Source organism: Streptomyces sp. HUAS TT11 (genome assembly GCF_051553595.1).
In the GTDB taxonomy this organism is placed as follows: Bacteria; Actinomycetota; Actinomycetes; order Streptomycetales; family Streptomycetaceae; genus Streptomyces.
Genome location: NZ_CP196184.1, coordinates 7,738,617 through 7,753,715, shown reverse-complemented (window position 1 = coordinate 7,753,715; position 15,099 = coordinate 7,738,617). Strand labels below are relative to the sequence as shown.

The window sequence follows — 15,099 nt, the reverse complement described above, 5'->3', positions numbered from 1 at the left end:
GTGCTCGGGACGAGTCACATCGAGTGCGCACCGCCGTCTGGTGATCCAGGGCGCAAAACCGTCCCGGTGGGCTCCCGGCGGGGCACCGCGCACTGAGCGCGCGATGCCCCGCGTCCGCCTCAGGCCCGCTTCAACCGCAGGGTCACCAGCTCGAACGGGCGCAGCCGCAGCGTGATCCGGCCGCCCTCGCGGTGCGGTGCGGGCGCATCGCCGAGCGGCCGCTCCAACAGGTCCGTCGCCACCGCCGCCGCCACCTCGAACCCCGCGGTGAGCGTGGCCTCGGTGCGACCGCCGCGGGACTCGTGGAAGCGCACCACGACGTCACCGCTGCCGTCGTCGGCCAGCTTTACCGCCGTCACCACGACCGCGTCCTGTGCCATCGTCACCAGCGGCTCCACCGCGCGCCCACCGTCCATCCGCCGTTCGGGCAGGTTGATCCGCCAGCCCTCGCGCACCGCGTCCCCGATCGTGGCTCCCGGCGTCAGCGCGTGTCGGAAGCGGTGGACACCCTGGTCGGTCTCCGGGTCGGGGAAGCGCGGGGCACGCAGAAGGGAGACCCGGACGGTGGTGGTCGTACCGGAGTCGGTGTCCCGCACCGTGCGGGTCACGTCGTGGCCGTACGTGGAGTCGTTCACCACCGCCACGCCCCAGCCCGGCTCCTCCAGATGCACGAACCGGTGGTTGCAGGCCTCGAACTTCGCCGCCTCCCAGGAGGTGTTGGTGTGCGTGGGCCGGTGGAAGTGCCCGAACTGGGTCTCGGACGCATACCGTTCGGCATGCACGTCCAGGGGGAACGCCAGTTTCAGGAACTTCTCCGTCTCGTGCCAGTCGACTTCCGTGTCGAGCTCCAGCCGCCGCTCCCCCGGCGTCAGCGACAGCACCTGAGTGACCCGGGAGTCGCCGAAGGACCGCACGACGCGCACCGACACGCCGTCCTCACCCGGCCCGACCTCGTCGGCTTCGACCAGATCGGTGACCGTGTTGCGGTAGAACTCGTCCACGTCCCAGGCGTCCCACATATTGGGGAAGTCGGGGTGGAGCTGGAGGAGGTTGGCGGCGCACCCGGGTGCGACCGTCTCACGCTCGGCCCGAAGGTCGTACACGGAGACGACCAGCCCCCGAGCATCGACCTCCGTGCGCAGCAGCCCGTTGTGCAGGACGAAGCCGCCCTCGGAGCGCGCCGTCAGCGACACCTCGCCCGCGCCGGCCGACTCGCCCGCCCCGCCCGCGGGGACCCCGGCCCGGGAGTGCGGGGCCGCGTTGAACACCAGCGGCACCGATCCCTCACCGGCCAGCGCCCGCTGTGCCGCCTCGATGATCCCGTTCAGCTCGCCGGCGATCCGCTCGTAGGTGGCCCGCGCCTCCCGGTGCACCCACGCGATCGAGGAGCCGGGCAGGATGTCGTGGAACTGGTGGAGCAGCACCGTCTTCCAGATGCGGTCCAGCTCCTCGCCCGGGTAGCGGAATCCGGCTTGCACGGCCGCCGTGGCCGCCCACAGCTCGGCTTCCCTGAGCAGGTGTTCGCTGCGCCGGTTGCCCTGCTTGGTCCTGGCCTGGCTGGTCAGCGTGGCGCGGTGCAGTTCCAGGTACAGCTCGCCCACCCAGACGGGCGGATGGGCGTACTCCCGCTCCGCCTTCTCGAAGAACTTCTCCGGCGTTTCCCACACCACCGTCGCCGAGCCCTCGAGATCACGCAGACGTGCCGCCTTGGCGACCATCTCCCGCGTCGTGCCGCCGCCGCCGTCACCCCAGCCGGTCGGCGCGAGCGAGTGCCTGGCGACCCCCTTGTCCTTGAAGTTCCGTGCGGCGTGGGCGATCTCGCTGCCCTTCATCGAGCAGTTGTAGGTGTCGACGGGCGGGAAGTGGGTGAAGATCCGGGTCCCGTCGATGCCCTCCCACAGGAACGTGTGGTGCGGGAACTTGTTGGTCTGCGACCACGAGATCTTCTGCGTGAGCAGCCACTTGGACCCGGCGGCCTTGATGATCTGCGGCAGTCCTGCAGCGAAGCCGAAGGTGTCGGGCAGCCACGCCTCGTCGTTCTCGATGCCGAACTCGTCCAGGAAGAACCGCTTTCCGTGCACGAACTGACGGGCCATCGCCTCCGAGCCCGGCATGTTGGTGTCGGACTCCACCCACATGCCGCCCGCCGGCACGAACCGGCCCTCCGCCACGGCCTTCTTGACCCGCGCCCACACCTCGGGCCGGTGCTCCTTGACCCACGCCCACTGCTGGGCCTGGGACATGGCGAAGACGAACTCCGGCTCGTCCTCGACGAGCGCGGTCATGTTCGACGTCGTACGGGCCACCTTGCGCACCGTCTCGCGCAGCGGCCACAGCCATGCCGAGTCGATGTGTGCATGCCCGACTGCGCTGATGCGGTGGGCGGAGGGCGCGGCAGGGGCCGCCAGGACCTCGGTGAGCTGCGAACGGGCCCGCTCCGCCGTGCCGTTGACGTCCTGGAGGTCGACGGCGTCCAGCGCCCGGTCCACCGCGCGCAGGATCTCCGAGCGCCGCGCCGAGTCGACCGGCAGTTCGGCCATCAGCTCGCCGAGCACCTCGAGATCGAGGACCAGCTGCCAAACGGTCTCGTCGAACACCGCGAGATCCATCCGCTCCAGCCGGTACTGCGGCTCGGTGCCCGCCGTCTCCCTGTCGCCGAGCTGCGTGGGCCGGAAGGGGTGGTAGTCCAGGATGACGGGATTCGAGGCGGCCTCGATGCACAGCTCCACCTGCTCGCCGCCCTCGGCCGGGGACCCGATCCGCACCCACTGGTTGCGTGGGTTGAGCCCCTTCACCGGGGTTCCGTCGGGTCGGTAGACGAGGCCTTCGCACTGGAAGCCGGGCATGTTCTCGTCGAAGCCTAGGTCGAGCAGCGCCTCGACGGTCCTGCCCGCCCAGGCCTCGGGCACGGTCCCGGTCACCCGGAACCAGCTGGTACCCCACGGGGCGCCCCAGCGAGCGCCCACCGCGATCGGTTCGACGGGAGCCGCAAGGCCCTCGGCGACCGGTACCGGTTCCCCGGGTGCGTGCCACACAGCGACCTGGAGCGGCACGGACTCGGGGTACACGGCGGGGCGGATGCGCTCGTCGAGGACGCGGCGCAGGCGGGCTTCGACCAGGGTGCGGTCGTCATGCATGGGGTGCTCCGTGGGGTGTGGGTGCGGGTGTTACCAGCGGTGGGTCGTCGTGGCCGGAGTCGAGACGTTGTAGAGCTCCCCGACTGCGCGCAGTTCGAACCGTGCGGCATTCTCGCCCTGCTCCGCCGTGAGCCCACCGACGTAGTACGCCGACTGGCAGGTGCCGCCGAGGAAGCGGCGCGTCCCGTCGGGCAGGATCCGGTACAGCTCATGGTGCCGTACGACGGGGGCTCCGGCCCTGGGGGCGGCGGGGGCGGCCTGCCAGGCGAAGCGCAGGTCACCGCCGTCGGCGTCGATGACGCGCAGGCCGACCGGGGCCGCCGGGGCGGTCATCGCGTCGCGGACGGCGAGCCGCCCGAGGCGCCAGCGCACCTCGCCGCCGCTGCCGGTGAGTCGCACGGCCAGCCTGCGCACCCTGCCGGACAGCCCGGTCAGCGGCACGGTGGTGGTCTGCCAGCCGGCGCCGCCCGACAGGGGGTAGAAGGTGTACGCGGGCGCCTGGCCCGCAGCGCCCGGCTCCGTGGTGGCGACCGCCAGCTCCGTGCGGACGTCGCCCGCGTCGGCCCGATGGGTCACCTCGACGACCGTCTGCGGGCCGATCGGCAGCCGGGTCGCGTACAGCTCCAGCGTGGCCGGTGCATCGAGGGTCCCGGAGACCAGCAGGCTGCTGCCGCCGCGCCAGGCGTCGGCGAAGTCGAAGGCGACGAAGGGGCGGGTGCCACTGGTGCGGACGACCCACCGGCGGGACGGCAGCCGGTCCTGGAGGCCGAGGTGGTTCCAGGGGGTGGAAGAGGTGGCCTCGCCGTCCTCGTACCACTTCAGTCCGTGCCCGGTGTTGAAGACGGTCGCGAACGGGAGCGCGTCGACGGTGGACCGGTCGGCGACCGACAGGGCCGGGGCGCGCCAGCTCGCCGTGGTGTCCGGCCGGGACGGGTCGAGGGACGCACCGGTCCAGAAGAGGTCGTCGGCCGTGTGGAAGTCGCCGGGTGTGCGGTTCGCGGGCAGGTGGTTACGGGTCCACTCCGGCCGGTACAAGCCGATCGAGGTGACATGCGCGGCGGTGGCCGGCACGATCGCGTCCCAGTTCACCGAGGTGCCGGTGCCGCCCGACTCCACGTCGACGCCCGCCCACAGCTCATAGCGGTTGCGGCCGAGCTGCCCGGCCAGCGTGCCCGAGGAGGCCAGTGAGCTCTTCGACCATCTGAAGTCGACGAACATGGTGTCCGCCGACTGGAAGAACGCCTGGTTCTGGCTGTCGAGGGCGCCCTGCCAGGAAACCGTTCCGTTCACGGTCATCGCGTCGTACCAGGTGACGCGCAGCCCTTTCGCCGCGCTCAGCGCCTTCAGCTCCTTGACGAACCCGAGCATGTCGGCACCGAGCGCGCTGTCCCCGCCACCGGTCTCGGCGTTGACGAACCAGCCGTCGAAGCCGTACGCCTGCGCGAGCGCGACGAGTTGCCGGGCGAGCGGAAAGCGTCCCGCGGCGTCCTTCTGAACGAGGTCACGTGTCCACTGGAGCTGTCCACCGAAGGCCACGGGTGGCAGGAAGATGTTGCCGAGGACGGGTACGCCGTGCCGGTGGGCCGCGTCCACGATCGGGGCGTTGGGCGCGAGGATCAGTCCCTCGCCGGCCGAACCGCCCCAGAAGACCAGTTCGTCGAGGTACGCCCAGTGGGTCAGGGCGTAGTAGTCGGCGGTGGGCGCGCCCTGGGAGGGGTTGGCCGAGGTGGGCCCGAACGAGACCAGCGACTGGACGCGGGCCTGGCCGGAGCGTGCGGTGGTGTTCGCGGGGGTGGGGGTGAATCGGGTGGCGAGCGGCACGGAGGCTGCGTTGAAGGCCAGGTCCGTGTCGGTGGCAGCGCTCCAGTTCTTCAGGCTGCGCCAGGTGATGCCGGTGCCCGGGGTGCCGGAGGGCAGGGAGTCGGGGTACCAGTAGGAGGCGTGCGGCTGGAGGTCTCGGGTCGCCGCCGAGGCGCCGGGCGTGGGCAGCACGGGGGTGAGCGCGGTTGCCGCTCCGGCGAGCAGGACCGCGCGTCTGCTGAGGTTCACTGTGTGCTCCGTTTCGTCGTGGGGACGGTGTGGGGACGGGCTACTCGGTGACCTGATCGGGGGTGACGACTTCGGTGATGCCACGCGCCGCGAGGTGCTCCTTGTCGTCGGCGCGGCGCGCGAGAACTGTGGTGGGCCGGGCCCCGTCGGCGGTCAGCCGGGCGAAGGCCTCGAAGACGGGGCCGCCGGGAGCGCAGACGGAGCGGCCGGCCGTCGTGTCGACGACCAGTGCGGTGGTGCGGGGAGCGGGCTCGGCCGCCCGTTGTGCACCGGCGATCCGGGCGAGCGCCGCGGCCGCGGGCTTGGGCCGCCGGTCGTTGGTCAGGAGGCCGAGCCCGTACTCGAGTGCGGGGAAGTCGGCGAGATCCCGGCTGACGTCGTGCGAGCACCACCAGGTCACACCCCACAGGTCCGGGCAGTCGAGCGCGTTGGTGACGGTCGCCTCGGTGAAGGCCGCGGCGTGCTCCGCGGGAATCAGCGGGGCGGGCGCACCGACCTCCTGGAGCCACACAGGGCGATGCGGGTCGTCGGCCCAGGCCTTGGAGAGCTCGACGAGGTAGGCCGCGTGGTGCTCGGTGGCGGTCCCGGTGCGGCCGTGGCGCTGGGCGGTTCCGTTGAACACCCAGGAGTGCACGGCGGTGAGATCACCGAGGCGGGCCGAGTGCTCGGGGGTGAAGGGCTGGTCGTCCTGGTACCAGGCGGCGTCGTACGAGGCGTGCAGATGCAGTCTGCCGGGGGCGCCCTCGGCGCACGCGGCGAGCAATCGGGTCAGCCACCGCCCTGCCTGTTCCGGGGTGATGCGGTCCGGGTCCGGATGCGGGCCGGCGGCGAACTGATTGACCTCGTTGCCGATCGTCATGCCGATGAAGTTCGGCCGGTCGGCCAGGGCGGCGGCAAGCGTCCGCAGGTAGGCGGCCTCGCCCTCGACGACCTCCGGATCGGTGAAGATGTTGCGCCGGTGCCAGGTCTGCGTCCAGGCGGGCAGGAAGTCGAAGCTCGACAGATGCCCCTGCAGACCGTCCACATTGACGTCCAGTCCGCGCTCGGCCGCCGCGTCGGCGAGCGCGAGAAGCTGCTCGACCGCGCGGGGGCGGATCAGGGTGCGGTTGGGCTGGAAGTAGGGCCACAGCGCGAAGACCCGGATGTGGTCCAGGCCGAGCGCGGCGATCGAGTCGAGGTCGGCGCGTACGGAGTCCAGGTCGAAGTCGAGCCAGTGGTGGAACCACCCCTCGCTCGGGGTGTAGTTGACGCCGAAGCGCACGTCATGCGGCATGCGGATTCCTTCAGACAGTGGTGCGCGTACGGAGGTTCAGCCCTTGACGGCGCCCTCGCCCACGCCGCGGAAGAAGTAGCGCTGCAGGCAGGCGAAGAGGACCATGAGCGGCGCCACCGCGATGACGGTGCCCGCGGCGACGAGGCGCTCGTCGTTGGCGAAGGTGCCGTGCAGATAGTTGAGTCCGATGGTCAGGGTGAACTTCGACGGGTCGCTCAGCACGATCAGCGGCCACAGGAAGTCGTCCCACGAGAACATGAACGCGAAGATCGCGACGACGGCGAGGGTGCCCTTGACCGACGGCAGCGCGATCCTGACGAACCGCTGCCAGACGTTGGCGCCGTCGACGAACGCGGCCTCCTCTATCTCGAAGGGGAGGTTGAGGAAGGCGTTGCGCATCAGCAGCACGTTCAGGGCGCCGACGCTGCCCGGCAGGACCACGCCGACCAGCGAGTTGTTGAGGCCGAGCTCCCGCATGGTGGTGAACTGGGCGATGATGATGCTCTCCGCGGGGACCAGCATCGCCAGGATGAAGACGAGGGTGGCGACCCTGCGGCCCCGGTAGCGCAACCGGGCCAGTGCGTAGCCCGCGAGGGCCGAGCCTACGCAGTTGGTCACGACGTTGACGGTGGCGACCTTCATCGAGTTGAGGGCGTAGTCCCACACGGGGATGGTGTCCGCGACGCGCGCGTAGTTGTGCAGCGTCGGGTGGGCGGGCAGGAAGGAGGGCGGGGAGCTGAAGATGTCCTCGGTCGGGCCTTTCAGCGAGGTGGACAGCTGCCACAGGAACGGGCCGACCGTCAGGGCCAGCACACACAGCAGCAGCACGTACCTCAGGACCAGTTCCCACACCCGGATGCGGCGGCCGTGCTCGTCGGTGACCGGTCCGCGGCGCACGGCGGCCGGCGCGGCAGACGGCGGTGCCTTCTCCACGACGCTCATGCGTCCTCCCTCCGGTCCGCGCGCAGGACGAGCAGCATCAGCGCCACGGTGACGACGAACACGACGAGCGAGATCGCCGAGGCATAGCCGACCCGGCCGGTCAGGCCCGTGCCGGTGCGCTGGACGAGCATGACCAGGGTCGTGTCCTCCCCGGCCGGGCCACCGGTGGGACCGGCCATCAGGTACACCTCGGAGAACACCTTGAAGGCGGCGACCGAGGAGAGCGCGGCGACCAGCACCATGGTGGAGCGGAGCGCGGGCACGGTGACCGTCAGGAAGCGACGCACGGCACCCGCGCCGTCCACGGCCGCGGCCTCGTGCAGTTCACGGGGGACATGGGCGAGCGCGGCCAAGTAGATGATCATGTAGTAGCCGAGGCCCTTCCAGACCGTGACGGCCATGGCGCTCAGCAGGAGCAGCCACTGGTCGCTGAGGAAGCCGACCCGGCCGACTCCGATCGTCTCCAGCAGCGAGTTCACCAGACCGCGCTCGTCCAGCAGCCACACCCAGATCAGGCCCACGACGACGATGGAGGCGACCACCGGGGTGTAGAAGGCGGAGCGGAAGAACGCGATACCGGGGATGTTCTTCTGCACCAGCAGGGCGAGCAGCAGGGGCAGCACGACGAGCGCGGGGACGACCCCGAGGACGTAGAGCGCACTGTTGCGCAGGCCGATCCAGAACATGTCGTCATGGAGCAGCTCGCGGAAGTTGGCGAGCCCCACGAACCTGCCCGGGATCAGGGTGCGGCGGTCGGTGAAGGCGTTCACCACGGTGGAGACGAACGGATAGAGGATGAAGACGCCGGTCACCACCAGCCCCGGCACGGCGAAGAGCCAGGGGCTGGTGGGCAGTTGGCGCCGCACCCGCGACACGGTGGATGTGGCCATGATGGTTCAGCCCTGCTGCTGGAGAAGCTGGTCGCAGGCCTTGACAGCGTTGTCGAGTGCCGCCTTGGGGCTCTCCTTGCCCTGGAGCGCCTTGGCGACCTCGTTGCGCAGCGCGGTCTTCATCTGGTCGCTGAACAGCACGGGCGTGTAGTTGACCGCGTTCTTCAGGGACTTGGCGGCCGCGATCCGCACCCGCGTCTCGTCCGTGCCGTCCTCCTTGGTGAAGTACGGGTCGTCGAGCGAGCCGGCGGTGCTCGGGAAGATGGCCACCTGCTTCGCGAACGACATCTGGTTCTGCGCGTCGGTCACGTAGTGCGCGAAGGCGACGGCTGCCGGAGTGCGCTTGGTACGGGAGTTGACCATCACGCCCATCACGTACATGTTGACGTGACCGGTGCTGGTGATCTGGTCGGTGATCCCGATGTTCTTGTACAGGTTCGGCGCCTGCTTCTTGAAGTTCTCCAGGTCCAGCGCGCTGCCCGGGTTCATGGCGACGGCCTCGGTGAGGAACTTCTTCCCGGAGGACTCGGGCGTGGCGGTCAGGGCCTGCGGGTCGAGCGCCTTGGCGTCGTACAGCTCCTTGTACTTGGTGAGGAGCTCGACGCCCTTCGCGTCGTTGAAGGCGAAGCCCGTGCCCTGCTTGTTCATCAGCTCGACGCCGTAGCGGCCGAAGTCCTCGACCGTGGGCACATTGGCGAGGGTGGCGACCTTGCCGTTGCTCTTCTGCGCCATCTGCAGGGCGTCGGTGAAGAGTTCGTCGTACGTCTTCGGGGGCGAGTCCGGGTCGAGTCCGGCCTTCTTGAACAGGCCCTTGTTGTAGAACATCGGGCCGGTGTTCAGGTACCAGGGGAAGGCGTAGGTACCGCTCACGCCCGGTATCTGCTGCCCCGTCCACGCTCCGTCCAGGTACTCGGGCCGGTACTTGGCCGCGGCCTTGTCGAGGTCGAGGGCGAGTCCCGCCTTGACCAGGGGGGCGAGCAGGTCGGGCGAGACGTTGACCACGTCGGGCAGGGTCCCGCCCGCCGCGTCCGCGCTGAGCTTGTCGGCGTAGCCCTCGGCGGGCTGGTCGATCCACTTCACATGGGTGCCGGGGTACTTCTTCTCGAAGTCGGCGATCAGGCCGTCGAAGTACGGCTTGAAGTTGGCGCGCAGGTTCCAGGTCTGGAAGGTGATGTCCCCCTCGACCTTGCCGGAGGCGTCGGTGGATCCACCGCCGTCGTCCGAGGAACCGCAGGCGCTCAGCGGCAGGACGAGGGCGGCGAGGGCGGCGACGGCGAATGTTCTGCGGGATGGAGTGGGCACGGTGACACGGCTCCCTTGCGGCGTCGGCGGCTGGTGTCGCCAGCGACCATGCACGGCGCGTTCGAGAGAAGTCAATGGATTCGCCTCAGCTAATGAAATACGTCGCTCATTAGTCCAGGTCAGAGCCCCTTCGAAGGAATACTTGCAGGTTCTCACTAATGCGCTTTAGGGTCTGAGTACTCAAGCGCATTAGTCCACTCACAGAAAGGGGCCGCCGTGCCCGCCAAGCGGTCCCCCGCACGCCGTCCGACCATGAAGGACATCGCCCGGCGTGCCGGGGTCTCCGAGAGCGCCGTCTCCTTCGCGCTCAACGGACGGCCCGGCGTCTCCGAGGTCACCCGCGACCGGGTGCGCCGGGTCGCCGAGCAGCTGGGCTGGCGGCCGAGCACCGCGGCGCGCCAGCTCTCCGGCGAGGGTGCGGCCACGGTGGGCCTGGTGGTGGCGCGCCCGGCGGACACACTGGGCGTGGACTCCTTCTTCCTCCAGCTCATCTCCGGCATCCAGGAGGTACTGGCGGAGCGTCACCTGGGCCTGCTCTTCCAGGTGGTGGAGGACGTGGACGCGGAGTGCGGCGTCTACCGGCGCTGGTGGGCCGAGCACCGGGTGGACGGCGTGATGGTGGTCGATCCGCGTACGGACGATCCGCGCCCCGATCTGCTCGACGAACTGGGCCTGCCCGCCGTGGTGATCGGCGGGGTGCCGGACGCACGGCATCCCGGGCTGTCCACGGTCTGGGCCGACGACGCGGGCGCGATGGCGGCGGTGGTCGACCAGTTGTATGCGCTCGGCCATCGCAGGATCGTGCACATCGCGGGCCTTCCGGGCCTCGCGCACACCGAGCGCCGCATCCGTACGCTGCGCACGGAGGCCGAACGGCGGGGCCTTTGCGAAGTGCGGTCGGTGACCACCGACTACTCGGACGCGGAGGGCGCCGCCGTCACCCGCCGCGTGCTGGCCGAGGACGCACCGCCGACCGCGCTGGTCTACGACAACGACGTGATGGCGCTCGCCGGCGTCACCACGGCGGCCGAGCTGGGCTTCGCGGTGCCGACCGACGTCTCGGTGATCTCGTGGGAGGACTCGGCGCTGTGCCGCATGGTCAAGCCGTGGCTGTCCGCACTCTCCCGTGACACGGTGGAGTTCGGCCGCAAGGCGGCGGAAGAGCTGACGGCGCTGCTGGACGGTGGCCCGGCCCGCACGGTCCAGGTACCCGTGCCGCGACTGATCGAGCGGGAGAGCACCGGGGCGGCGCTCGACTCGCGGCCCCTGCCCCGGGGGAGCGAGTAGTCCCCCCGGGGAGAACGGCGGTGGAAACGCCGGAGGCGGCGGGGATCACCCCGGCCGGACGACGACCGGACCGCCCCGCCCCCTCGCCGGACCGTCGAACGGCGACGAACCGGCCCCGCACCGGGCAGCACGCCCGGAGGTTCGCCGCCGACGGCCCTGCTCCCTCAGCTGTGCCACTCCACCTTGAACACCCAGACATGGCGGCCCGCCCTGCGTGCCGCCTGCGGCACGTCGATCACCAGCGATCCGTTGCGCACCCGCCAGGTCAGCGGCCGGTCGTGGCCGAGCATCGTCACCTTGTCCCCGCCGCGGATCGGCACAGGCGCCTCCACCGTCAGGGTGCTGCCCGGTTGCGTCAGCGAGTGGATGTAGAACGCCTCGTTCTGCCGGACCGTGAAGCGCAGGTCCTCACCGAGCTGCGCCATACGGGACCAGTACGTCGTGTCGTAGATCGCCTCGCCGTTGGTCTTCAGCCAGTGGCCGGTCTCACGCAGCCGGGTCTGCATGATCTCCGGGATGGTGCCGTCGGCGCGAGGACCGATGTCGAGGAGGAAGTTGCCGTTCTTCGACACGATGTCGACCAGACTGTGCACGACCTCCTCGGTCGTCATGTAGCGGTCGTCGGGGGTCGCCCGGTTGTAGCCGTAGCTGAACGGGTCGAGACCCCGGCTCGCCTCCCACTTGGCGACGACGGTGTTGTCGTACGTCGTGTACTCGGGGGTCGTGAAGTCGTGGAAGGCGATGCCCGAGCGGTCGTTGACGGCCACCTCGTACGGCTTCGGCCGGTTTTTACCGTGGTTGAAGTACTCGGCGACGACGTCGAGGCTGTCGTTGGCGCCGCCGATGTCGCACCACAGGACGGCCGGGTCGTACCGGTGGACGAGCTCCAGCATCTGAGGGGCCTGGTAGTCCTTCACATAGTCCTTGCCCGCCGTGTATCCGGTGTACGGGACCGGCTCCAGGGTGTACGGGTTGCGCGGCGCGTGGCCCATCCACGGGTTGTCAGGGTTGAACCACTCCGGCATCGAGAAGTAGAGGCCCCGGTGCAGCTCCGGTGCGAACTTCGCGGAGGCGTCGAAGAGTTCCCGGATCAGATCGCGCTTCGGGCCCATCTTCACCGCGTTGCGGTCGGAGAGCTTGGTGTCCCACAGGGCGAAGCCCTCATGGTGCTTGGAGGTGAGCACGTGGTACTGGGCGCCCGCGTCCCGGAACAGTTCCACCCAGGACCGCGGGTCGAACCGGGCCGCCGTGAACATCGGGATGAAGTCGTCGTAGGCGAAGTCCTCGCCGTAGGTCTGCGCGTGGTAGGCGTACACCGCGTTGTCCGTGCTCTGCAGGTTGTTCCAGTACCACTCGGCGTACTGCTGGCCGACCGGTGACCAGGCCGGCACGGAGTAGACACCCCAGTGGATGAAGATGCCGAACTTCACACGGTGGAACCAATAGGGCGCCTGGTGCCCGGCGAGCAAGGCGTCGGTGGGCCGGTAGTCCGGCACGCCGAGGGTGAGGTCCGCCGTCTGCGCGCCGACCTGGCGGCGGCCGCTGTGGACCGCGACCGTGCCGGGCCGCACCGTGCCCGGGGTCGTGCCGCCGCGGTTGCGGATGCCGATCCGTACCCGGGCCTGCTCACCGGGGTCGAGACGCCTGACCCGGCCCGGTTCGACGGTACGGGCACCGGGCACGTCGACGCTCACGGCCACCTCGTCGGCGGCCAGTACGGCGACCGTGCCCGCGTTGACCACGGTCGCCTCCACGCTCTGGGCACCGCCGGCCTCGAGGAGGGAGAACGTGGAGTGCGCGTCGCGCAGCGCCAGCGCCCGTCCCTCGGCGACCGGTTGCAGGGAGAGCGCGAAGACGTGCAGGGATGCCTTGCCCTCCGCGGCCGGGTTGGTGGTCGGCAGGGTGAGGCCGACCGCCTCGCGCCGGGGGTCGATCCAGACCTCGGCCGTGCCGATGCCGACGGTGTGCTCGTCCTTGCTGCCGTCCGGTGCATAGCGGTACGGAGCCGACAGCGAACCGCCCGCCGCGTACCAGTCAGACCCGCCGAGCCCGCCGGTCGTCGTCGTCCCGTCCGCGTAGTGCACGGTGGCCTGGCCGGAGGCGTTGCCGTAGCTGCCCGAAGTGAGGAACAGGGCGGAGAGGTAACGCCCCTTGGGCAGGTCGACGCGCTGGCCGAGGGCGACGATGTTGTTGGCGGCGCCCGCGGCGGAGGACGGGAAGTCGAAGAGGATGCCGTCGACGACCACGCGTCCTGCGGGCAGTTCCTCGCCCGGGAAGGTGTAGCCGGAACCGTCGAAGTTGCCGCCGCGGGCGGACGCGGTGTCGATGGCATCGTTGTCGAAGTAGCCGTCGAGGGCGACGGGAACGGGATCGGGGACCGGAACCCAGTGGGCGTCCGCGCCGGATGAGCCGGTGGACCGGGCCGAGGCCGGGGCGGAGAGGGGGAGGGTCGCCCCCGCGGCCACCACCGCGGCGGCTCCGAGAACCTGACGTCTTGGATACGCGTTCATGAGCACCTCCAATTCATCGGAGGTCTGATGATTGAGCTGTCTCCGGGAGGCTGTCAATGGGGCGCGTAACGATAGGACTTGAGCAAGTGATCGGATGACCGTTCAGTCCCGGATGCGAGGAGACGGCGACCCCGTCGGTGACCCGGGGAACATCCGCGGCAAGGGCGCGGCCAGAGTCTCGACGTGGCGCCCTCGGCAGGGCACAGTGCTGCACGTACTCGCCAGTACGTGCACGCCTCGACCGCGCCGAGCACCGACAGGGAGCGCCCGTGACCAGCTGGGTCGGCCGTACCGCCGCAGAGATCGCCGCCGCCGTACGCGAGAAGCGGACCACCCCGCGCGAGGTCGTGGCCGAACACCTCGCGCGGATCGAGCGGCTCGACGGCCGCGTCGGCGCCTTCCGCACCATACGCGCGGACTCCGCGCCGGCCGAGGCCGACGAGGTCGCGGACCGTACCGATCTGGCCGAACTCCCCCTCGCCGGCGTCCCCGTGGCCGTCAAGGACAATCTGGCCGTACGTGGTGAGTCCACCCGCAACGGCTCGGCCGCGACCCCGGACACGCCCGCCGACCACGACCATGTCACGGTGGCCCGGCTGCGCGCGGCAGGGGCGGTCGTGGTCGGGCTCACGAACGTGCCCGAGCTGTGCGTCTTCGGCACCACCGAGGGGGCGTTCGGGGCCGCCCGCAACCCGTGGGACACCTCGCGCACGGCGGGCGGCTCCTCCGGGGGCAGTGCCGCGGCGGTGGCCGCCGGCCTGGTGCCGATCGCGCTCGGCAACGACGGAATGGGCTCACTGCGCATCCCCGCCGCCAACTGCGGGCTCGTCACCATCAAGCCGGGACACGGCACGGTCCCCGCGGGCATCGGCAACGGCGACTGGTTCGGCATGTCCGAGAACGGGCCGCTCGCGACGACCGTCGAGGACGCGCGGCTGATGTTCGAAGTCCTGGCCGGCCGACGGGAGACAAGCACGAAGCCGCCCGCCGCACACACGGTCGCGCTCTCCCTGCGCAGCCCCGTGCTCGGCGTGCGGGTCAGCCGTCCGTACGCGGAGGCGGCCCGATCCGCGGCAGCCCTGCTCGCCGAGGCGGGGCACGACGTACACCCGGCCGACCCGCCCTACCCGTGGTGGCTGGGCACGACGTCCCTTGCGCACTGGACGGCCGGTACGGCGGTCGACGCCGAGGGCCTGGACACGGGACGGCTGGCGCGGCGCACCCGGGTCCACGCCTCGGTGGGCCGCCGCTTCGTCCATGGCGCGCGCTCCGGTGCCCGCCGCGAGCAGTTGCGCCGGATCCTGGAGCCGTTCTTCGCCGAGCACGACATCCTGCTGACCCCGGCGCTCGCCCGCCGCAGTCCGGCCGCGGAACCGTGGCACGAGCGCGGCTGGCTGCGCAACATCCTGGTCAACACCGCCTGCTCCCCCATGACGCCGCCCTGGAACCTGACGGGCTGGCCCGCGATGTCGGTTCCCTTCGGCGCGTTCCCCAACGGCGCGCCGTGCGCGGTGCAGCTGGTCGGACGGCCGGGCTCGGAGGCGGCACTGCTGGACCTGGCGGGCCGGCTGGAGGCGCTGCAGCCCTGGCGGCGCACGGCACCCCTGGGCTAGCCGGGGCGGTACGGCCGCCCGGCCGGTCCGGCCGTTACGGCCCGCGGCGTGCACGGACAGTGACGACGGCAGGACGCAACGGCGTCGACGGGCACG

The 15,099-nt window shown here is 70.7% G+C and carries 9 protein-coding genes; 2 read left to right on the top strand and 7 right to left on the bottom strand.

Annotated features, from left to right (window positions below; all coding sequences use genetic code 11):
- Positions 1-119: 119 nt before the first annotated feature.
- Genes ACSHXN_RS34790 through ACSHXN_RS34765 form a run of 6 tightly spaced genes read right to left on the bottom strand, consistent with a single transcriptional unit; the run spans position 120 to position 9,593 of the window.
- Positions 120-3,137: an alpha-mannosidase gene (locus ACSHXN_RS34790; RefSeq protein WP_438304938.1), complete on the bottom strand. Its 3,018-nt coding sequence runs from the start codon at positions 3,135-3,137 to the stop codon at positions 120-122.
- A gap of 30 nt (positions 3,138-3,167) precedes the next feature.
- The gene (locus ACSHXN_RS34785; RefSeq protein ID WP_438304935.1) at positions 3,168-5,186 is read right to left on the bottom strand and encodes an endo-beta-N-acetylglucosaminidase; all 2,019 of its coding nucleotides are present in this window, start codon (positions 5,184-5,186) and stop codon (positions 3,168-3,170) included.
- A 40-nt stretch (positions 5,187-5,226) separates the two neighbouring features.
- Complete coding sequence (locus ACSHXN_RS34780) at positions 5,227-6,459, bottom strand: glycoside hydrolase 5 family protein (RefSeq protein WP_355137114.1); 1,233 nt, start codon at positions 6,457-6,459, stop codon at positions 5,227-5,229.
- A 36-nt stretch (positions 6,460-6,495) separates the two neighbouring features.
- On the bottom strand, positions 6,496-7,401 hold the full coding sequence (locus ACSHXN_RS34775) for a carbohydrate ABC transporter permease (RefSeq protein WP_438304933.1): 906 nt from the start codon (positions 7,399-7,401) through the stop codon (positions 6,496-6,498).
- Positions 7,398-8,291 (bottom strand): carbohydrate ABC transporter permease, encoded by an 894-nt coding sequence (locus ACSHXN_RS34770; RefSeq protein WP_355137118.1) that lies wholly within the window; start codon positions 8,289-8,291, stop codon positions 7,398-7,400. The genes ACSHXN_RS34775 and ACSHXN_RS34770 overlap by 4 nt, the downstream gene beginning before the upstream one ends.
- Before the next feature lie 6 nt (positions 8,292-8,297).
- Entirely contained in the window at positions 8,298-9,593 is a 1,296-nt protein-coding gene (locus tag ACSHXN_RS34765) for an ABC transporter substrate-binding protein (RefSeq protein ID WP_359458184.1), read from the bottom strand.
- Positions 9,594-9,809: 216 nt separating this feature from the next.
- Here ACSHXN_RS34765 and ACSHXN_RS34760 point away from each other — a divergent pair, with 216 nt between their 5' ends.
- On the top strand, positions 9,810-10,880 hold the full coding sequence (locus ACSHXN_RS34760; protein WP_355137122.1) for a LacI family DNA-binding transcriptional regulator: 1,071 nt from the start codon (positions 9,810-9,812) through the stop codon (positions 10,878-10,880).
- A 164-nt stretch (positions 10,881-11,044) separates the two neighbouring features.
- Here ACSHXN_RS34760 and ACSHXN_RS34755 read toward each other — a convergent pair whose 3' ends face one another.
- Positions 11,045-13,390, bottom strand: coding sequence for an alpha-L-fucosidase (locus tag ACSHXN_RS34755; protein ID WP_438304930.1), 2,346 nt, complete (start codon positions 13,388-13,390; stop codon positions 11,045-11,047).
- 269 nt (positions 13,391-13,659) lie between these two features.
- Between ACSHXN_RS34755 and ACSHXN_RS34750 the strand changes: the two genes are divergently transcribed.
- Positions 13,660-15,003, top strand: a complete 1,344-nt coding sequence (locus tag ACSHXN_RS34750) for an amidase (protein ID WP_438304928.1) — start codon at positions 13,660-13,662, stop codon at positions 15,001-15,003.
- Positions 15,004-15,099: the final 96 nt, after the last annotated feature.

Coding starts and splice junctions, on each gene's coding strand:
- ACSHXN_RS34790 (WP_438304938.1), bottom strand. CDS start 3,137: ATGCATGACGACCGCACCCTGGTCGAAGCCCGCCTGCGCCGCGTCCTC.
- ACSHXN_RS34780 (WP_355137114.1), bottom strand. CDS start 6,459: ATGCCGCATGACGTGCGCTTCGGCGTCAACTACACCCCGAGCGAGGGG.
- ACSHXN_RS34775 (WP_438304933.1), bottom strand. CDS start 7,401: ATGAGCGTCGTGGAGAAGGCACCGCCGTCTGCCGCGCCGGCCGCCGTG.
- ACSHXN_RS34770 (WP_355137118.1), bottom strand. CDS start 8,291: ATGGCCACATCCACCGTGTCGCGGGTGCGGCGCCAACTGCCCACCAGC.
- ACSHXN_RS34755 (WP_438304930.1), bottom strand. CDS start 13,390: ATGAACGCGTATCCAAGACGTCAGGTTCTCGGAGCCGCCGCGGTGGTG.